A 19,205-nucleotide genomic window follows, 5' to 3' on the forward strand; every position below is an offset into this window, starting at 1 on the left:
ACAAGTCGAGCAGGGACGAAAGTCGGGCTTAGTGATCCGGTGGTTCCGCATGGAAGGGCCATCGCTCAACGGATAAAAGCTACCCCGGGGATAACAGGCTTATCTCCCCCAAGAGTCCACATCGACGGGGAGGTTTGGCACCTCGATGTCGGCTCATCGCATCCTGGGGCTGTAGTCGGTCCCAAGGGTTGGGCTGTTCGCCCATTAAAGCGGTACGCGAGCTGGGTTCAGAACGTCGTGAGACAGTTCGGTCCCTATCCGTCGTGGGCGCAGGAAATTTGAGAGGAGCTGTCCTTAGTACGAGAGGACCGGGATGGACGCACCGCTGGTGTACCAGTTGTCTTGCCAAAGGCATCGCTGGGTAGCTATGTGCGGACGGGATAAGTGCTGAAAGCATCTAAGCATGAAGCCCCCCTCAAGATGAGATTTCCCATAGCGTCAAGCTAGTAAGATCCCTGAAAGATGATCAGGTTGATAGGTCAGAGGTGGAAGCATGGTGACATGTGGAGCTGACTGATACTAATCGATCGAGGACTTAACCAAGTCATGTATTACTGGTGAACTCGTTTTTACAACACTTCTTCTGCATTATCTAGTTTTGAGGGAATGAAATTTTTAAAATTTCCTCTTGAAAAATATCAAAAAGACATTATAATAAAATAGTGTCGAATAAATGGTCTGGTAATAATGGCGAGAAGGTCACACCCGTTCCCATACCGAACACGGAAGTTAAGTTTCTCAGCGCCGATGGTAGTTGGGGCGAAAGCCCCTGTGAGAGTAGGACATTGCCAGGCTATATATGGAGGATTAGCTCAGCTGGGAGAGCATCTGCCTTACAAGCAGAGGGTCGGCGGTTCGATCCCGTCATCCTCCACCATATATAATATTTTTTTATTGTCGCGGGGTGGAGCAACGAGCGTTGCTTCGAAGAATAATCTGCGAGTTGTATCAATCGAGCTGCTGCTTGATTAAGCTTTCTGAGATTGATACAGTCATGCGTTATTTTAGCATGACGTAAACTTTTACTTCTTATTGTCGCGGGGTGGAGCAGTCCGGTAGCTCGTCGGGCTCATAACCCGAAGGTCGCAGGTTCAAATCCTGCCCCCGCAATCTGGTCTGGTAGTTCAGTTGGTTAGAATGCCTGCCTGTCACGCAGGAGGTCGCGGGTTCGAGTCCCGTCCAGACCGCCATTTATGATGGCTCAGTAGCTCAGTCGGTAGAGCAATGGACTGAAAATCCATGTGTCGGCGGTTCGATTCCGTCCTGAGCCACCATTTTGATTCAATTTTGCCGGTATAGCTCAATCGGTAGAGCAACTGAATCGTAATCAGTAGGTTGGGGGTTCAATTCCTCTTGCCGGCACGTTAGGCTGGCGCTTGCATAGTATAATGGTGGGGTAGCGAAGTGGCTAAACGCGGCGGACTGTAAATCCGCTCCCTCAGGGTTCGGCGGTTCGAATCCGTCCCCCACCACCACTTATATTTTTAAAAAAATTGGACATGCTAATTAGTATCCCATTATTGGGCTATAGCCAAGCGGTAAGGCAACGGACTTTGACTCCGTCATTCGTAGGTTCAAATCCTGCTAGCCCAGCCAAATAGTGAGCCATTAGCTCAGTTGGTAGAGCATCTGACTTTTAATCAGAGGGTCGAAGGTTCGAGTCCTTCATGGCTCATAAGTTATTGAAACCCCGGGATATTGTATCCTGGGGTTTTAGATTTTGCGGAGGTAGTTTATAGGCTCCACCATCTACTACATATGGAAATTCACCCTAGACCTTTTTTAGGTTTAGGTTTTTTTGTTTTATAAATTTACTAGCCTAATAATTATCTTACGGAAGGTACGAGACTCATCAAAGGGATCTAAATTAGACGGAAGAATGAGACCGTCGATTAATTGGTAGTTTAGTTCTCTTCTAAACCTTATTTCACAAACTTTGTGAATTTTATCAGGATTTTTCACAAACTTTCACTATTTTACTGATTTTTTCCCCTCTCGAGGCCATCTATTTGTCCTAATTTCCCTAATTTGGGCAGACGGGGGCCATCACCCGATTTTCGCATTTTTTGTAACGGTAAAAGGGCTTGATGGGTTCGGCTAATTTCTTAACCATAATTTTTAGATTGATGACCATGGCCGTCAATTTGGACGCAATCCTTAATGGTTCCCTTCCTCGTGTTCTTGGCTTCCTGAGCCCATGATGGTTGGCAGCTTCATGATTCGTCCTTTCCACATCATACCTGGCCCTTAATGCATGCTTTCCAGCTTCGGTTTGGTTAAAGGACTTCGCTTGTTCCATGAGTTCATAATAATCACTGATAAAGATAGACCGGCCGTCTTTATTCGTCGTACATTGTTCAAACAACGGGCAGGCTTTACACGTTTCTCCGAATTTAAATTGATACCCTTGCGCCTTGTTATTTCGTACTTTTTTAGAAGTCGAGTTCCCCAGCGGACAAGTGACTTCATCCAATTCAGTGTCATAGACAAACCAATCGTTTTCCAACAATCCCGTTGGATTTGTACTTCTTTGTATGGGGGCGCTCAGTAAGATCTGCATCTCTGTTATTTTCTGGCGATTTTCACCTGTACCATAAGCCGTGTCACCGATGACATGTTTCGGTGCCACACCATGGCGATTAATCATTTCCTCCACCATCGGGACAAGACGGTCCCCATCCCATTCGTTGCCTGGAATGGGTTCCGCATTTAAGATTAATCCGTGCTCCCTTGACTCCAAGACTTGGATTTTATCTCCGGTAAACTTCTTTGATTTCGTTTTGTGTCCACTCCGGATTTCTGGATCATAGGCACTTCGGATACGGTCTTGTGGTTTTTCTTTTTTCGATAATTCTTGGTAGTGGAGTGGTTCCTGTCCAGTACCTTCAGGTTTATTTGAAACCATCGGTTTCGTGTTCTCTTGTAAAATTTGATAGAGGGTCGCTTGAAGCTCCAAACAACGAAGCTGCTGCTCCGCTTTTTTCCATGTCCAAAATAAGGGGTGTACCCTTTCACTTTCTAGCCAATGTAATAGGCTGTAGGCTTCCACCGCCAGGCGGCTAAATAATACCAATCGATCCTTTTCAGTTGTTCGATCTGATAGCCGTTTCAGGAAGCTTTTGAGGGGACAGTCCTGTAAAAGATGGGTATATAACTTCGGATATGTACGTTTGATGTGTTGGATAAGTTGAAGGATCCCTTGCTGGATTAAACGGTATGCCCCCACCTTGGCAATGTTGGCGTAGGTATGAAAAGAATCGATAAGCCAACGGTCATCTTCTTTCCCCCATAGCCCTTTCGCCAAAGCCTGGGAAAGAATATGATGATGGCACGCATCAAAAAGGTCAGAACCCATGCGGTCTCGGTCGAGCCCCAAGGTACTATGATCGAATCCGTTAAAAGCTACAGGTACTCCGAAAAAACGTTTTAAATCCATACGATAAAGGATGGCCTCTTCCATTTCACGATCAGAGTAATTGTGATAGCGTTGAGCAAAATGAATCTTTAATTTTAATGAAGGGGCAAAAGGACGTTGCCCATTTGAGGAATATAAGGGCGCACAGAGTTCATCTGCAAAGGAAAAGTCAACCACTTGTTCCACTCGGCTCCAGAAAGGATGGGGAGGAACTGAAGCGAAGACTTCATAATCTGATAAGGTTAACTGGCCAAATGTTTTATATTTAATGTGCGCCATCACAATCACTCCATACATAAGATATATCTTAATTTTATCGTACATATGGAGTGGAGTGATAATAAAATAATAGAATTTAGAAAAGTATGTGAAAAAGGTGTTTGTGGTGAGTTAATCGACAGTCTCAGAATTCCGCTTATTTGGTAAATAGCGTTAAAAATAGCCAAAATAAACGGAGGAATTCCGCCTATTTACATAAAAAAGCTAAAAATGAGGGAATTTTCTTTGTGTAAGCGGAAAATCTCCCCTTATATTCGCCGAAACTGGCCCCATTCTGCAAACAACCGGAAATTTTCTGCTTATCCAGATACCCCATTATCTAAATCAGAGCATTTAATCGTCCATCTACATATATTCTCCTGCATAGGCCCCAACCCCGTATATATATACAGAGATTTGTCCAGTTGAGTCATTTGTTTGAAAGCGGTTAAAATATAAACATAGGAAATAGGGGAGGATCCAAAACTATGATAAAAAAGAAGCTTTCGATTATTGGAATGCCAATGGATTTAGGTCAAATGCGCAGAGGCGTGGACATGGGGCCGAGTGCCATCCGCTATGCGGGAATCAATGAACGGCTTAAACCATTATTTGACGAAATTCACGATTTGGGTGATATCGCGATTGGCAGACCGGAAGTAGTAGTGGATAAGGAGTCAAACCTAAGAAACTTGGATTTAATTGCGGAAAAAAATGTGCTGCTTGCTGAAAAAGTTGAAGAGGCCATTCAATCAGGAGCGTTCCCGCTTGTACTAGGCGGTGACCATAGCATTGCAATTGGGACACTGGCAGGTGTATCAAAGCATTATAAGAATCTCGGTGTCATTTGGTACGATGCACACGGCGATCTCAACACAGCTGAAACAAGCCCAACCGGCAACATTCACGGCATGCCGCTTGCTGTCAGTCTTGGACTAGGGCATGATAAATTGACGCAAATTGGCGGCTATGCGCCTAAAGTTAAGCCGGAGAACGTTGTCATCATCGGTGCACGTTCCCTTGACGAGGGTGAGAGGGCTTTAATAAAAGAAAAGGGAATCAAGGTTTACACCATGCACGAAATTGACCGTATGGGTATGGCGAAGGTCATGGAAGAAATCATTGCTTATCTGAAGGAAAATACGGATGGCGTGCATCTGTCCCTTGATTTGGATGGTCTTGATCCAAGCGAGTGCCCTGGCGTCGGAACACCGGTAATGGGTGGCATCAGCTACCGTGAAAGCCACCTCGCCATGGAAATGCTTGAAGAAGCAAAATTGATTACATCTGCAGAATTTGTAGAGGTAAACCCTATCCTTGATGAAAAAAATAAAACGGCTTCTATCGCTGTGGGGCTTATGGGATCACTGTTTGGAGAAAAACTTCTTTAAAAACTTAAGCTAAGTTTAATATAACTATTGTATAAATAGAGCAGCTGCAACAATCTAGCAGCTGCTATTATTTTGCTGCAAACCTAACTTCATGAAATCTTTACCAAATTTTTTAGCAATTTTTTGTAATCTTTTGTTAAAATTATAGGTATTGAGCATTTTTTTTCGTGGAGAACGAAACTTTTTCGCTAACGATTCGTATTATCGGATAGCAGCAATGGAGCTGAGGTAACTGAATGGAAGCTATTGTAAAAAAACGAATAAAGCAAGTTATTAAAGGCGATCAGGATGCATTTGGGGAAATCGTCGAGATCTATAAAAACAGTGTTTTCCAGCTTTGCTTTCGGATGCTGGGCAATCGCCATGAAGCGGAAGATATTGCACAAGAGGCATTCTTGCGTGCATATGTTAATATAAAATCGTTTAATCAGGATTTAAAATTCTCCACCTGGCTGTTTCGAATTGCGACCAATCTTTGTATTGACCGTATTCGGAAAAAGAAACCGGATTATTATTTAGATGCGGAGGTAGCCGGTACGGAGGGGCTTACGATGTATTCACAGATTCCTTCCGATACACCGCTGCCGGAGAAGGAATTGGAAAGTCTTGAGCTGCAGGAAACGGTTCAGAAAGAAATTTTAAAACTCCCCGAAAAATATAGATCGGCTATTCTTTTGAAATATATTGAGGACCTTTCCTTAAATGAAATTAGTGAAATTCTTGACCTGCCACTCGGAACGGTCAAAACGAGAATTCACCGCGGACGTGAAGCGTTACGGCAACAATTAAAGTATGTATGATAAGAGGTGAATAGAGAATGTGTCCAGAACAGATCATTGAACTAATGCATGAATACTTGGACGAAGAAATTGACCCTGCAGATGAAGTAGTCCTGAGAGAACACCTCCAAGGCTGTAAAGAATGCGAGATCCTCTTCAATGAATTGGAAAAGTCAATTGCGTTTGTAAAGAGCCTGTCGCATATGCAGGCGCCGGCTGATTTTACCGCCAATGTTCTGGCCAGGCTGCCAAAGGAAAAGAAACAAGTCTTAATGGGGCGCTGGTTGAAAAATCACCCGATTCTGTCTGCTGCCTCACTCTTTATCGTTCTAATGACAGGAAGCTTATTATCTACCTGGAATCAGGAGAGGGAGTTTTCGGTGTCTAAGCAGGAGAATTTGGTGGTCAAAAACAATACGGTTATTGTGCCGGAAGGGGAAGTCGTCAAAGGTGATGTCATTGTTCGAAATGGGACATTGAGAATCGAGGGCGAAATTCAGGGCGATGCAACGGTCATTAATGGGGAAAAATATTTGGCCTCCGCTGGTCATGTAACTGGCGAAATCGAAGAAGTAAACGAGGTCTTTGATTGGATTTGGTATCATATGAAGAAGACAACCAAGGATGTTGTCCATGTATTTGATGATGAAGCGAATTAACGGCAAATCACTCTCAATCGGGTGATTTGTTTTTTTAACCAAGGAAAATGCCAATATGTCTTTGCATTCGCACCAATGGACTGCCTAATCCGAGAGTTTTTATTTGTATACCAACATATAATAATAGGTACAAGGCATATTTATGATATAATATATTGGCTATATTCTACATCGCTTTTGAAGATTAGAGACGGAGGAAAAACCATGCCGTTTGACGATTGGACATTTTGGAAGTACATATCGAGTGCTGTTGATATTCTGCTTGTGTGGTATGTGATCTACAAGTTAATCAATATTATAAGAGGAACGAAAGCAGTTCAGCTGTTAAAAGGGATTCTCGTTATTTTAATCGTTAAGGTGCTCAGTGACTTTTTAAACCTTACGACCATGAGCTGGATGATGGGACAGGTAATTACGTACGGATTCCTAGCAATTATTATTATCTTTCAGCCCGAACTCAGACGGGCGCTTGAACAATTAGGGCGAGGTAAGTTTTTTTCAAGGAGTACCAGCTCGGATGATGAAGGACAAGAGAAAACGGTCGAAGCAATTATTAAAGCGACAGATTATATGGCAAAACGTCGGATTGGTGCCCTGATTTCGATAGAACGGGAGACGGGGATGAGTGATTATATTGAAACGGGTATTCCGTTAAATTCACAAATTTCCGCCGAACTGCTAATTAATATCTTCATCCCGAATACCCCGCTCCATGACGGTGCGGTCATTATTCAAAAAAACAATGTCGCAGCCGCAGCGTGCTATCTTCCTTTATCGGAAAGCCCTTTTATTTCAAAAGAGCTGGGTACAAGGCACAGGGCTGCCTTGGGAATAAGTGAGGTAACCGACAGTATTACCGTTGTCGTTTCTGAAGAGACGGGCAATATCTCGCTAACGAAAAACGGGGAATTGCACCGTGACTTAAAGGTCGACGGACTACGGGAATTACTGAACAGTGAATTAATTGAAACAGATAAAACGAAACAAGCTTCTTCAGCTCGTTGGAACTGGAGGGGGAGAATAAATGGATAAATGGATGGATAACCCCTGGTTTATCAAAGTCTTGGCCTTAGTTTTGGCGGTATTGCTATACTCTTCGCTAACCAATACGAGCGATAAAGCGACAGATGAATATGTGCCAGGGGGAAGCACCACCGAAACGATCAAGGATATTCCGGTTAAAGTGTATTATGATACGAAAAACCTGGTCATCACCGGCGTTCCTGACACGGTTGATGTCACAATAAAAGGTCCGATCACCCATGTTCAAACCGCCAAGGCGTTAAAGAACTTTGAGGTGGCTGTTGATTTGACAGATGCCAAGATCGGTCGTCAGAAAGCTAAAATGGAAGTAAGAAATTTATCCGATAAAATAAAGGCAACGATTAAGCCAGCCTCAGTCACTGTTACGATTGAGGAGAAAATAACGCAGGAATTTAATGTCGAGGCAGAGTATAATAGCGACCTGATAGGTCAAGGATTTTCTGCCGGTAAACCCGTCGTCCAGCCGAAAAAGGTGAAGGTGACCGGGGCCAAGAGTGTGATTGACCGAATCACTTATGTGAAAGCAGTAGTGGATCAAAGAGACAGGCTTAATGAAACCACCACAAGAGAAGCCAGCGTACAAGTCCTTGATAAAGGCTTAAATAAATTAAATGTGCAGGTAGAACCAGCAACGGTTAAAGTGACAATTCCAATTAAAGAGAATAGCAAGACAGTCCCAATCAATATCGTTCGAAAAGGAACGCCGCCAGAAGGTGTAACAATACAATCGATTGATTTGGAAACTACAGAAGCGGTCATAACCGCGGACGAAGACGTGTTAAAAAATACGGAGAGCGTCAGAGTGGAAGTCGATGTCAGCAAAATCACAGCTAATACAACACTTGATTTGCCGGTCATTATTTCCAATGGCGTCACTAAAGTTTCACCTCAAATGGTCAAAGTAAATGTGAAGGTGAACAGTCAGGCGGAGAAAACGGTCTCCGGGGTACCTGTAAAAATAAAAGGATTGTCTGCGGAGTATAAGGCGGACATTGACGACCCGGCCAATGACTTAATAAACTTAGTCATAAATGGTCCTAGCGGGACAGTAAATGCCCTAGGGCCGAGTGACTTTAATGTCTACGTGGATTTATCCGATCTTGAGGCTGGCAGTCATGATGTAAATATTCATGTAGAAGGGCCAGCAAATATTAACTGGAAACCTGACAAGGCAACTGCTAAAGTAACAATAACGAATAATGCCTAATTTGAAGCAAAACATGTTGAAGGAGCGGATTTTATAATGGGAAAATATTTCGGTACCGACGGTGTACGCGGTGTGGCAAATACTGAATTAACACCGGAGTTAGCCTTTAAAGTAGGCCGATTTGGCGGCTATGTATTAACGAAGGATAAGGCCCGTCCAAAAGTGCTGATTGGCCGTGATACCCGGGTATCCGGACATATGTTAGAAGGAGCCCTGGTAGCAGGCTTGTTATCAATTGGTGCTGAAGTTATGCGCCTGGGAGTTATTTCCACTCCAGGTGTTGCCTATTTAACGAAAGCATTAGGGGCACAAGCAGGTGTGATGATTTCTGCATCCCATAATCCAGTCGCGGATAACGGTATTAAATTCTTCGGACCGGATGGATTTAAACTTTCTGATGAACAGGAAGCCGAAATTGAGGAATTGATGGACCAACCAGGGGACCAATTACCACGCCCTACTGGCGCTGACCTTGGCAATGTGATTGATTATTTTGAAGGAGGGCAAAAATACCTCCAATATTTGAAGAATTCCGTTGAGGAAGATTTCTCTGGCATTCATGTCGCTCTTGATTGTGCCCACGGAGCAACCTCATCATTGGCATCGCATTTATTTGCTGATTTAGAGGCTGATTTGTCAACAATGGGGGCATCGCCAAATGGGGTTAATATTAATGAGGGTGTCGGTTCAACCCATCCTGAAGCACTTGCAGCTTTCCTAAAAGAAAAAGGCGCTGATGTCGGGTTAGCCTTCGACGGCGATGGAGATCGTCTGATAGCAATCGATGAAAATGGAAATATCGTTGATGGAGATCATATCCTATATATCTGTGGCAAATATATGAAGGAGTTTGGCCGGTTAAAACACAATACAATCGTTTCAACAGTCATGAGCAATCTTGGTTTTTATAAAGCAATTGAAAATCAGGGACTTCAAAGTGTAGCGACTGCTGTTGGTGACCGATATGTCGTGGAAGAAATGAAGAAAAATGGCTACAATCTTGGCGGTGAGCAATCGGGACATATCATTTTCCTTGATTACAATACGACTGGTGACGGATTATTAACAGGTTTGCAATTAGTTAATATTATGAAAGCAACGCAGAAGAAATTGTCTGAATTGGCGGGTGAAATGAAGAAATATCCGCAAAGACTGGTAAACATTCGTGTAACAGACAAATATCATGTTACAGATAATGGAAAGGTAAAAGCCGTAATTGACGAAGTGGAAAGTGAAATGGCTGGAAACGGCCGGATTCTTGTCCGTCCTTCTGGAACGGAACCGCTTGTCCGTGTCATGGCGGAGGCTGCGACCCAAGAGCTTTGCGATGAATATGTTAATCGTATCGCGGCGGTCGTTCAAGATGAGATGGGATTAAAAGAGGCATAAGCGGAACCCAAATAATATGCATAAGGGAACGATACCACTCCCTTATGCATATTTTATTATTGTAGGTTTGTTTACCTTTTTGGAAATTTATGTTGACGAGTTCTCCATCTTCCTGTTAGTATTAATTTGCTTGTTTTATACAGCGAATGCAATGAAAGGAGGGCAGTGAAAGAGGTAAATTGTATCATTAAAGCGCCAGAACTAACATTGAGGTTAGTTGACGAGGTGGAGGTTTATCGAAATGTTCGGCGGATACCTCCCGGTTGAAACGCACAACCGCAAATTTCTCCTTTAAAACACAGAGGCAACTTTGTGCACAAAGGGGAGAAAATGCGCATACTAAAACTAATGTTGAAAAAGGTATAGACAGATACCTGGAAAAAACAGAGATAAGGGGGCAAGTATGCCTCCAAGCCATCTTGCCCCCTGTATCAGGGAGGAAAAGATTAAATGTGCGGAATTGTTGGATATATCGGAATTAATGACTCGAAAGAGATTTTATTAAAGGGTTTAGAAAAACTCGAATATAGAGGTTATGACTCAGCCGGGATTGCTGTTAAAAATGAAGACGGCATCCATGTTTTTAAGGAAAAGGGACGCATCGCCGATTTGCGCAGCATCGTGGACGAAAGCGTGTTTGCACAGGCAGGAATTGGTCATACCCGCTGGGCTACTCATGGAGTTCCAAGCAGGGTGAATTCCCACCCGCACCAAAGCACGTCAGGTCGGTTTACTTTAGTTCATAACGGCGTTATTGAGAACTATGATCTGTTAAAGCGCGATTATTTAATCGATGTGAAGTTTAACAGTGAAACTGACACGGAAGTCATTGTCCAGCTTATTGAGAAGTTTGCTAACGAAGGCTTAGATACATTAGAAGCTTTCCGCAAAACACTAAAGCTGCTCCATGGCTCATATGCGCTTGCATTGTTGGATGCCCAAGATAACCAAACCATTTATGTTGCAAAAAATAAAAGCCCGCTGCTTGTCGGCCTAGGGGAAGGCTTTAATGTGGTCGCAAGCGATGCTATGGCCATGCTGCAGGTTACCGATCAATATGTTGAATTAATGGACAAAGAAATGGTTGTCGTCACTAAAAGCGAAGTAGTGATTCAGAACCTTCAAGGTGAAGTCATCGACCGTACGCCATATAAAGCAGAGCTTGATGCCAGCGATATTGAAAAGGGCACTTACCCGCATTATATGTTAAAGGAAATTGATGAACAGCCTGCTGTCATTCGAAAAATTGTTCAGCAGTATCGAAATGAGCAGGGTGAACTGGAAATTGCCTCTGATATTATTAAAGCGGTTAATGAATCCGACCGCATCTATATTATTGCTGCCGGTACCTCCTACCATGCAGGTCTTGTCGGTAAACAGTTTATTGAGAAATTGGCAAAGATTCCAGTGGAGGTTCATATCTCCAGCGAATTCGGCTACAACATGCCGCTGCTGTCCCAAAAACCATTGTTCGTGTTCATTTCACAAAGTGGTGAAACGGCCGACAGCCGTGCCGTTCTAGTGCAAGTAAAGGAAATGGGCTATCCTGCTTTAACGATTACCAATGTGCCTGGTTCTACACTTTCACGTGAAGCGGATTATACTTTATTGCTGCATGCCGGTCCGGAAATTGCCGTGGCATCAACTAAGGCGTATACTGCACAGTTGGCTGTTTTGGCAATTTTGGCACAGGTCACCGCAACCAGCCGTGGATTGGATAGCGGTTTTGACCTAACACATGAGCTCGGCTTAGTGGCCAATGCGATGGATGTCCTATGCGACTCCAAAGAACTGCTGGAAATTATCTCAAGAGAATTTTTCTCAACTACACGCAATGCCTTCTTTATCGGCCGCGGTATCGATTTCTATGTCGGCCTTGAAGGTGCCTTGAAGCTAAAGGAAATTTCTTATATTCAAGCCGAAGGTTTTGCTGGCGGCGAATTAAAGCATGGTACAATTGCCTTGATCGAAGAAGGCACACCGGTTATCGCGCTAGCGACACAAGAAAGCGTCAATTTAAGCATTCGCGGCAATGTGAAGGAAGTTGTTGCCCGCGGCGCCAATCCGTGCATCATTTCAATGAACGGACTTAACATGGACGAAGACAGCTTCGTCATTCCGGAAGTACACGAATTATTAACACCACTTATCTCTGTCGTACCATTACAAATCCTTGCCTACTATGCAGCCCTGCACCGCGATTGCGACGTCGACAAACCGCGTAACCTCGCGAAATCAGTCACTGTAGAGTAGGAAACAAGGGACGGTTTTATGCTTTTGTTGAAAGACAAAAAAGTCGGGAACTGGACAAAAAAGTCGGGAACCGTACAAAAAAGTTGGGAACTGGACAAAAAAGTCGGAAACTGACTTTAAATTATTTTTCAACAATTACCATTAAAAATATGATCAACTAAGACTCAATCCAATTTCAGGATTGGGTCTTTTTTTGTTAAGCAGGAATTCTTGAAAAATATTTGAATTAAGAATTGGTTGTATAATGATTTTTAATTGATAAAGGATATTAATGTTAAAATAAGAGTGTAGATTGTGAAAGAATGTACTTAAACTAACGGGGCAGGTGTGCGGCCGAGCCTAGGTCGTATCATATAGCGGGTGGGATTCCCGCCGAGTAAGAACTAGCCATTCACTCGTAGCGAGTCTTGGAGGGCTAAAGGTAACTTTAGTCTTTAAGCGTAGACAGTTAGGTGACGGGCCGAAAGCCAAATGGTTGAAGGGATTGAGCTCCATAATCGTTAGTAAATCGGGAAGGCTGATGCCTTACCTGCGTGCAGAAAGCAACATTTTATCCTTCGTAAAAGGCAAGAAGGGTAAAGCTTCCCTGGAGTCAGAGACCTTGGCACGTTACACATTGATATGATACGGCAACTCGGGAGACCCTACCGGTCTTTTCTTTTCTTTTGAAGAGTATGGTCTACAAGCGATAACAAGCAAGGAAACCAAATGCCGATGGTAGGGAGTCGGATAGCAGCGTAGTACCAATGAAGTTGGGTAATGCCTATGGAGGGAAGGCTAGCTACCAGTTATCACCCTTACTAGGGACACATTTACTACACACAGAGGTAGGAATAATAAATGGAAACAAAACTACTAAGGATAGCAGAATTAGCAAGATCTGAGCCTAAAATGAAGTTTACCTCTCTTGCACATTTACTGAATGAGCAATCTTTAACTCAGTGTCATCATGAATTACCTAATAAAAAGGCAACTGGTATTAACGGAACGACAAAAGAACAATACAGTGACAGCCTGGAAGAAAACATAGCAGATTTAGTAAGTAGGCTTAAAAGCAAAAGTTATCGTCCTGTTCCTGTAAGACGAATGTATATACCAAAGCTCAATTCAAACAAGATGAGACCATTGGGAATACCGGAACATGAAGATAAAATTGTTCAAAAGGGCATTACGAAAATACTAAATGCCATCTATGAAAATGACTTTCTAGACTGCTCATTTGGGTTCCGTCCAAATAGAAACTGCCACGATGCGCTGAAAATACTGAATCAATATATTGAGAAGAGAGCAGTAAGCTATGTAGTCGATGTAGATATTAAAGGATTCTTTGATAACGTTGACCACAAATGGATGATGGAATTCTTGAAACTCCGAATCACTGACCCAAACCTACTGAGAATAATCAGCAGGTTTCTTAAAGGTGGATACATGGAGGAAGGTAAGAAATACAAGACAGACAATGGCACTCCGCAAGGTGGAGTGATATCTCCTATATTAGCCAATGTCTATCTCCATTATGTGCTTGATCTATGGTTTGAGAAAGTGGTTAGAAAACAATGTAAAGGCCAGGCATTTATAGTAAGATACGCAGATGATTTTGTATGTTGTTTTCAGAATAAAAGCGAAGCGCATCAATTCTTCCATTCATTAAAAGCGAGGTTAAAGAAATTTAACCTGGAAATAGCTGAGGATAAAACGAAAATAATTCCCTTCGGACGGTTTGCGGAAAAGAATGCAAAACGTGACGGGACTGGGAAACCAGACACCTTTGATTTCCTCGGATTTACACACTATTGTGGGATAAGTAAACACGGGAAGTTCCGAGTAAAGCGGAAAACAAGCAGAAGGAAAGTCCAAGGCAAACTAAGAGAAACGAAAGAATGGCTGAAGAATAATAGAAATAAAGATATTCATATGATTATGGATAGATTTAAACGCTCACTAATAGGTTATTACAACTATTATGGCATCACAGATAATACCCAAACTGTTAATAACTTCAAAGCGAAAATTGAGTACTTACTGTTTAAGTGGCTAAACAGAAGAAGCCAAAGGAAATCCTTTACTTGGGATAAATTCAGGCTCTTTCTTAATAAATATCCACTACCTTCACCAAGAATCAAAGTGAATATCTATGACTTGAGAAAAGAAATTAGCTACATTCTGTGAACGGTAATTTGGAGGAGCCGTGTGCGTTAATAGCGCAAGCACGGTTCTGTGAGGGGGGAGGAGTACAATTTACCGAAAGGTAGAAAGGCTCCCTTCTACTCGACTAGTTGTGCGAAATGTTTCTAGCTTAAATGGAGGATGGTTACATTTCTCTGGTAAAGGCTAGACAGTTCCTGTCGGAACTGAAGGATTATATCGAAGAATCAAATGAAGGAGTAACGCCCTGAAGGGTTCTCTCTTAGTCGAATAGCACTTGATTTAGTAAGAAAGATAGTGTTATAAGCTCGGCGAAAAGGCGTGAGAATTTACCGTAACAGGTTAAGTTGACGAAAGCCTACCCGATGGGGTGGTGTAAATCATGATGCTTGAGTTGAATGAATATGGTGAGAATGCAAATTAAACCTAAAAGAAAAGGTTAAGCTGACAAACTTCTGAATGTACGGGTCTATACCTGCGATACATAGAAATGTGTATATCACCAAATTGTGAGGTTAGATGTGGGTGAGTAAAAATAACTAATATGAAAATCCATGATACGTTACAGGCGTATGAATGCTAACAGGCTTACAGGAAGCACCTAAGTTCATTCTATAATAGATATAATTCAACGTTGTAAGCTGATAACGTGGAGGGCTTACTCCCTAAGAAGCGTTGGCAAGGAAAGCAATATTGACATTAGTTATTGTATAACTTGCCTTTATGTCAGTGAAAGTGGTGGCACAGTACCAATGAAAGGTCTAATCAGCCTGGAGGGATAGCCACTAGACTAAAAAAGAATCATTTAATCATGCAAGGCAAATCTTTATCGGTTAATAAGGTTCTTGTGAGACTAATAGAGGTTCACCTCCTTCGGGAGGCACCGACTTATTAAAACGGAAGAATTGAGACGCGGAAGGGGCTGCGATTTCTGAAGTGTTGATGATTAAATCGAATTGGATTAGTTGGAACGCCGTATGAGGTGAAAGTCTCATGTACGGTGTGAACGGGGGGAAAAGGGAGCGATAACTTCAAACCCTTACCTATCTGTATAAAGAAGAAAGAGGTAATTCGAATATAGAAAAGGAATAGATAGTAGATAAATTTTTCTTACGGGGGAATAATATGTCATTTGAACAATGCCAGCGTATTACTTCACTAATGGCAGGGTTTAATAGAACGTGGTTCTTTGCTGGTGGATGGGCAATTGATCTTTTTATTGGTAAAAAAACAAGGGAACATAAAGATATAGAGTTTGCTGTTTTTCGAAAAGACCAACTATTTCTAAAAGATTATCTCAAAGAATGGGAGTTCAAAAAGGTCATTAAAGGTGAATTCCATACTTGGGAAAATGAGTTTTTAGAGTTACCAATTCACGAAATATACGCTTCGAATAAATTAAATGAAGATAAAATCGAAGTTCTTCTCAATGAAACAAAAGATAGTGATTGGAAATTTAGAAGAGATTTAAGGATTTCCTATCCACTCACTTCGGTTTGGACTTATTCTGAAACAGGTATTCCTTATCTAAATCCAGAAATTGTCCTTTTATATAAGGTGAAAAATACAAGAGAAAAGGACCATCAAGACTTTATGACAATAAAGGACTATCTCACTATTGAAAAGAAACAATGGCTTCGATATGCAATAGAATTACACGAACCAGAACATAAGTGGCTTCACTATTTGTAAAATTAAAGATACTTGAGCGAAAGAAAGGAGCTGTCATTTTTGGAAGCTTTTCTTGTTGCACTAACGGAGCAGGTTTGTTAAATAACGATTGAAACATTATTAATTGGAGAACGTATAAGAAAAGAGAATGATAAAAAGGAAATGACATAATGGACGCTTTAGTTGTTGGATTATTGTTATTAATTCCTGGAATAATCTTTTTCATATGGGTCTTGTTAAAATATACTGAAGACGCACATCTGAAGGAAGTTAAGAAGTGGAAATGGATAAGAAATGATACATATGCTTCTTGGGCAGAACAGGATATGATTCTTTTTCACAAAATAGCAAGTAAATCTTACATTTTAGCGAAAATAATTCTTCTGTTGTTATCACTTATTCCAGTAGTAATAGGTGCATTCGCTATATGGGTCTATTTTTCGTAAATTGACTCCTTGCTTAAGTCAGCTTGTGAAGGAATGTACTTAAGCTAAACGGGTGCTTTAATTAAAGAACAAAAGACCACTATTATGTGGTCTTTTCCTTTGGAACTGATATATAGCCAAAAATGATATATCCCAGTTCCCGACTTTTTTGTACGGCAGAAAAAAATGCGGTTCCCGACTTTTATTTTTAGATGTGACAAGAACGAACGTAGGAATGCGAGTTTCAACTCTCCATAGTTCCCGACTTTTTTGTACTTCAACAGCTTTTGTTCACCGACATTTATGTTGGTAACTAGACATCTATGTAAGTAACTAAACTATAATATTAGTAACCCGACAAAAATGTTGATAACCAGAAATATTCTGGTTATCAACATTTTTTAAAGAATAAAATGAATAAAATAGATTAATTTTGGTAATAAATTATTTAAATAGTTTCAGGGGCGCTAATTGTTGCCAGAGGGAAGAATAATTTAACCCAATAGCACCAATTAACATAAAAAATTTTAAGAATAGGTTTAATAAAATTTAATAAGCATTTAATAAATTAGATTTACCTCTAATGCTTATTTATTTTGTCTATTTTTAGATTTTTAATGTTAATTGGTGTTTTTTATTTTATATCTTTTTTGAATATTCAGGAGGTAAAAACACCACATAGTTATTCTAACTATCAAATAAAGAATGAAAAAGAAAGGAATACATTTATGTCAAGAGGGTCACGAATACAACAGCGGCAACAAAATCAAATCAGGGATGGAAGAGGCCAAGGGAGTGGAAAAGACTATAAACCCTTTATTCAAGCGCATGACAATAGAGTAGCTTCTGAAGGTTGGATGACTAGGCACTTAGGGTGGAAAACCCAAAGAATTGATCATACTTTGTCTAAACATGAAAGGAGATACCTGTATTTTTTGGAATGGGTAGATGAAATTGTTGACATAAGAGAACAGTATCCTCTTCTTCCACAAGGTAGAACAGAAGAAATAGCTCAGCAGCTTGGTATAAAGCATGCTCATGTAGAAGATCAATCGGTTGTAATGACCACAGACTTTGTTATTACTTTACAGAACTCAAATGGGTTAATTGATGTAGTCCGAACGGTAAAACCAGCTTCTAAATTAACTAAACGAACTTTAGAGTTATTTGAAATAGAAAGGAGGTTTTTCAAGGAACAAGGTATAGATTGGGATATAATCCTTGATCATAGAATCCCTCATACACTTATTTCAAATACAGAATGGATGTATGAAGGGCGATACTTAGATACTAGACCTGGTGGTCACTATGAAAAACCCTCTGGCTGTTTTTCCTCAAACATGACCTCGGTTTTCACTCAAATTCTACTCAAAAACACATTTCCAAATGAAAGATAAATTAAATAAAAAGGAGCAAAAAACATGAAGAAATCAAAATTTGTAAAATCAGTATGGAACCTATTAGGAGATATTGTAATTGAACATCATGAATATGAACCAGATACACTAACTATTCTTGTAAAAAATGTAAATGCAGAAATAGAAGGTGGAGAGTTAATGAAATATATTAAAGAAAAATTGGGAGTTGAGGGGGTTAAAGACATTAGCTTTAGTTTTGGAGATGGCTACTCACGATATTCGGAAGGTTACAACGGAAGAGGTCTGTTATTATGAAAAATGGAGAATGCTTGACGTTTAGATTCTCTTAATGGGCAAACATTTTTAGTTAGGGGCAAGGATGAATACCAGGAATTTTGTCTTCCTTTTTTGGGAGGGCCATTATCTTTCAGTGTTATTGATAGAACTGGTTTTCCTGATGTACGTGGTTTTGGAAAGATTGGTTTGCGTCCTCGTGGTAAATGCATGTCCAACCACTCTACATATTTATTTCGGGAATGAGAAAGGACAAATGAAATAAAATAAAGCTTTAAATCTCTATTCTCCGTTATTCTTAACTCTAATTTCTCCCCAATCTACCTGAACCTACATGCCGGGAGGCATTTCTTCAACGGCCTCATGGTGCCGTATATGTACCACTTTCGGAATATGATAGATATCCCTTAATTCACTGATATACCCCCTTAATGTACTGCTTCCAAACTTAAAGGTAGAATCCTTTCCCTTTAACCAATCCTCTACTTGAGCAGAAGAAAGATCAGGATGTTCCTTGAGCCAAGTGAGGACAATATCCCGGTAGGGATCTAACTTCTTACTCCTCGTCCCCAAACGAGAAACCCAATCCGTCGCCTCCTCAAATGTCATATCCAAATACTTATATACTGTATTTCTTGAAAGTCCTAGTTTCTTAGATATAGCAGCTACTTTAAATCCTTGGTCCTTTAATTGATGAACCTGAATATACAATTGCAGTTTTTCCACCTTTCAAATCCTTCAGCTACACTATGTTGATATAATCATAGCCTAGGTTAGGAGAAATGTAATGAAAAGTGTTCATTTTTATCTAGCAAAAACTGTTCACCTTAGTCTAGCAGTTACAAAGGAATCCTATCTCTTTTTACATAATAGGATTCCTAGTCCGCTAGTATTTATTGTGTGATTTGGTTCCATTA

The 19,205-nt window shown here is 41.0% G+C and carries 14 protein-coding genes, 8 tRNA genes and 2 rRNA genes (1 of these 24 cut by a window edge); 22 read left to right on the forward strand and 2 right to left on the reverse strand.

Going from position 1 to position 19,205, the window contains the following annotated elements:
• The 10 genes from ACZ43M_RS00915 to ACZ43M_RS00960 form a co-directional block, all read left to right on the forward strand.
• Nucleotides 1-543: ribosomal RNA gene (locus ACZ43M_RS00915) — 23S ribosomal RNA — on the forward strand; it begins 2,393 nt to the left of the window's first position.
• A 134-nt stretch (nucleotides 544-677) separates the two neighbouring features.
• Nucleotides 678-794, forward strand: a 5S ribosomal RNA gene (rrf, locus tag ACZ43M_RS00920).
• 7 nt (nucleotides 795-801) lie between these two features.
• Nucleotides 802-877 (forward strand) — tRNA-Val (locus ACZ43M_RS00925).
• Between the two features lie 159 nt (nucleotides 878-1,036).
• Nucleotides 1,037-1,110: transfer RNA gene (locus ACZ43M_RS00930), tRNA-Met, on the forward strand.
• Nucleotides 1,111-1,113: 3 nt separating this feature from the next.
• Nucleotides 1,114-1,190 (forward strand) — tRNA-Asp (locus ACZ43M_RS00935).
• An 8-nt stretch (nucleotides 1,191-1,198) separates the two neighbouring features.
• Nucleotides 1,199-1,274: transfer RNA gene (locus tag ACZ43M_RS00940), tRNA-Phe, on the forward strand.
• A gap of 15 nt (nucleotides 1,275-1,289) precedes the next feature.
• A tRNA-Thr gene (locus tag ACZ43M_RS00945) sits at nucleotides 1,290-1,362 on the forward strand.
• 28 nt (nucleotides 1,363-1,390) lie between these two features.
• Nucleotides 1,391-1,475: transfer RNA gene (locus tag ACZ43M_RS00950), tRNA-Tyr, on the forward strand.
• Between the two features lie 46 nt (nucleotides 1,476-1,521).
• A tRNA-Gln gene (locus ACZ43M_RS00955) sits at nucleotides 1,522-1,596 on the forward strand.
• Between the two features lie 6 nt (nucleotides 1,597-1,602).
• Nucleotides 1,603-1,675, forward strand: a tRNA-Lys gene (locus ACZ43M_RS00960).
• Between the two features lie 348 nt (nucleotides 1,676-2,023).
• Here ACZ43M_RS00960 and ACZ43M_RS00965 read toward each other — a convergent pair.
• The gene (locus ACZ43M_RS00965) at nucleotides 2,024-3,694 is read right to left on the reverse strand and encodes a transposase (protein WP_464505648.1); all 1,671 of its coding nucleotides are present in this window, start codon (nucleotides 3,692-3,694) and stop codon (nucleotides 2,024-2,026) included.
• Nucleotides 3,695-4,161: 467 nt separating this feature from the next.
• Between ACZ43M_RS00965 and rocF the strand changes: the two genes are divergently transcribed.
• The 12 genes from rocF (at nucleotide 4,162) to ACZ43M_RS01025 (ending at nucleotide 18,309) form a co-directional block, all read left to right on the forward strand.
• Entirely contained in the window at nucleotides 4,162-5,064 is a 903-nt protein-coding gene (gene rocF, locus ACZ43M_RS00970) for an arginase (protein ID WP_464505649.1), read from the forward strand.
• 236 nt (nucleotides 5,065-5,300) lie between these two features.
• Nucleotides 5,301-5,864 carry an RNA polymerase sigma factor SigW gene (gene sigW, locus ACZ43M_RS00975; RefSeq protein ID WP_464505650.1) on the forward strand — a complete coding sequence of 188 codons (564 nt, stop codon included), beginning with the start codon at nucleotides 5,301-5,303 and terminating at the stop codon, nucleotides 5,862-5,864.
• A 17-nt stretch (nucleotides 5,865-5,881) separates the two neighbouring features.
• Nucleotides 5,882-6,502, forward strand: coding sequence for an anti-sigma factor family protein (locus tag ACZ43M_RS00980; protein WP_464505651.1), 621 nt, complete (start codon nucleotides 5,882-5,884; stop codon nucleotides 6,500-6,502).
• A 204-nt stretch (nucleotides 6,503-6,706) separates the two neighbouring features.
• Nucleotides 6,707-7,534, forward strand: coding sequence for a diadenylate cyclase CdaA (cdaA, locus tag ACZ43M_RS00985; RefSeq protein WP_464505652.1), 828 nt, complete (start codon nucleotides 6,707-6,709; stop codon nucleotides 7,532-7,534).
• Nucleotides 7,527-8,753: a CdaR family protein gene (locus ACZ43M_RS00990; protein ID WP_464505653.1), complete on the forward strand. Its 1,227-nt coding sequence runs from the start codon at nucleotides 7,527-7,529 to the stop codon at nucleotides 8,751-8,753. The genes cdaA and ACZ43M_RS00990 overlap by 8 nt, the downstream gene beginning before the upstream one ends.
• Before the next feature lie 36 nt (nucleotides 8,754-8,789).
• Nucleotides 8,790-10,142 (forward strand): phosphoglucosamine mutase, encoded by a 1,353-nt coding sequence (gene glmM / locus ACZ43M_RS00995; RefSeq protein WP_464505654.1) that lies wholly within the window; start codon nucleotides 8,790-8,792, stop codon nucleotides 10,140-10,142.
• 450 nt (nucleotides 10,143-10,592) lie between these two features.
• Complete coding sequence (gene glmS / locus ACZ43M_RS01000) at nucleotides 10,593-12,395, forward strand: glutamine--fructose-6-phosphate transaminase (isomerizing) (protein WP_464505655.1); 1,803 nt, start codon at nucleotides 10,593-10,595, stop codon at nucleotides 12,393-12,395.
• 840 nt (nucleotides 12,396-13,235) lie between these two features.
• Nucleotides 13,236-14,564, forward strand: a complete 1,329-nt coding sequence (gene ltrA, locus ACZ43M_RS01005) for a group II intron reverse transcriptase/maturase (protein ID WP_144481371.1) — start codon at nucleotides 13,236-13,238, stop codon at nucleotides 14,562-14,564.
• Between the two features lie 1,101 nt (nucleotides 14,565-15,665).
• Entirely contained in the window at nucleotides 15,666-16,232 is a 567-nt protein-coding gene (locus ACZ43M_RS01010) for a nucleotidyltransferase domain-containing protein (RefSeq protein WP_464505656.1), read from the forward strand.
• Nucleotides 16,233-16,381: 149 nt separating this feature from the next.
• Nucleotides 16,382-16,657 (forward strand): hypothetical protein, encoded by a 276-nt coding sequence (locus ACZ43M_RS01015; RefSeq protein ID WP_464505657.1) that lies wholly within the window; start codon nucleotides 16,382-16,384, stop codon nucleotides 16,655-16,657.
• 596 nt (nucleotides 16,658-17,253) lie between these two features.
• Complete coding sequence (locus ACZ43M_RS01020) at nucleotides 17,254-18,033, forward strand: TnsA endonuclease N-terminal domain-containing protein (RefSeq protein ID WP_464505658.1); 780 nt, start codon at nucleotides 17,254-17,256, stop codon at nucleotides 18,031-18,033.
• Between the two features lie 24 nt (nucleotides 18,034-18,057).
• On the forward strand, nucleotides 18,058-18,309 hold the full coding sequence (locus ACZ43M_RS01025) for a hypothetical protein (protein ID WP_464505659.1): 252 nt from the start codon (nucleotides 18,058-18,060) through the stop codon (nucleotides 18,307-18,309).
• A 309-nt stretch (nucleotides 18,310-18,618) separates the two neighbouring features.
• On the opposite strand, the gene ACZ43M_RS01030 is transcribed toward ACZ43M_RS01025, so the two are convergent.
• Complete coding sequence (locus ACZ43M_RS01030; RefSeq protein WP_464505660.1) at nucleotides 18,619-19,014, reverse strand: helix-turn-helix domain-containing protein; 396 nt, start codon at nucleotides 19,012-19,014, stop codon at nucleotides 18,619-18,621.
• Between the last annotated feature and the right edge of the window lie 191 nt (nucleotides 19,015-19,205).

It is taken from the genome of Neobacillus sp. B24, from assembly GCF_055381825.1.

Bases quoted from the DNA above. Each gene is read 5' to 3' on its own strand.
- ACZ43M_RS00965 (WP_464505648.1), bottom strand. From the start codon at position 3,694: ATGGCGCACATTAAATATAAAACATTTGGCCAGTTAACCTTATCAGAT.
- rocF (WP_464505649.1), top strand. From the start codon at position 4,162: ATGATAAAAAAGAAGCTTTCGATTATTGGAATGCCAATGGATTTAGGT.
- sigW (WP_464505650.1), top strand. From the start codon at position 5,301: ATGGAAGCTATTGTAAAAAAACGAATAAAGCAAGTTATTAAAGGCGAT.
- ACZ43M_RS00980 (WP_464505651.1), top strand. From the start codon at position 5,882: ATGTGTCCAGAACAGATCATTGAACTAATGCATGAATACTTGGACGAA.
- cdaA (WP_464505652.1), top strand. From the start codon at position 6,707: ATGCCGTTTGACGATTGGACATTTTGGAAGTACATATCGAGTGCTGTT.
- ACZ43M_RS00990 (WP_464505653.1), top strand. From the start codon at position 7,527: ATGGATAAATGGATGGATAACCCCTGGTTTATCAAAGTCTTGGCCTTA.
- glmM (WP_464505654.1), top strand. From the start codon at position 8,790: ATGGGAAAATATTTCGGTACCGACGGTGTACGCGGTGTGGCAAATACT.
- glmS (WP_464505655.1), top strand. From the start codon at position 10,593: ATGTGCGGAATTGTTGGATATATCGGAATTAATGACTCGAAAGAGATT.
- ltrA (WP_144481371.1), top strand. From the start codon at position 13,236: ATGGAAACAAAACTACTAAGGATAGCAGAATTAGCAAGATCTGAGCCT.
- ACZ43M_RS01010 (WP_464505656.1), top strand. From the start codon at position 15,666: ATGTCATTTGAACAATGCCAGCGTATTACTTCACTAATGGCAGGGTTT.
- ACZ43M_RS01015 (WP_464505657.1), top strand. From the start codon at position 16,382: ATGGACGCTTTAGTTGTTGGATTATTGTTATTAATTCCTGGAATAATC.
- ACZ43M_RS01020 (WP_464505658.1), top strand. From the start codon at position 17,254: ATGTTAATTGGTGTTTTTTATTTTATATCTTTTTTGAATATTCAGGAG.
- ACZ43M_RS01025 (WP_464505659.1), top strand. From the start codon at position 18,058: ATGAAGAAATCAAAATTTGTAAAATCAGTATGGAACCTATTAGGAGAT.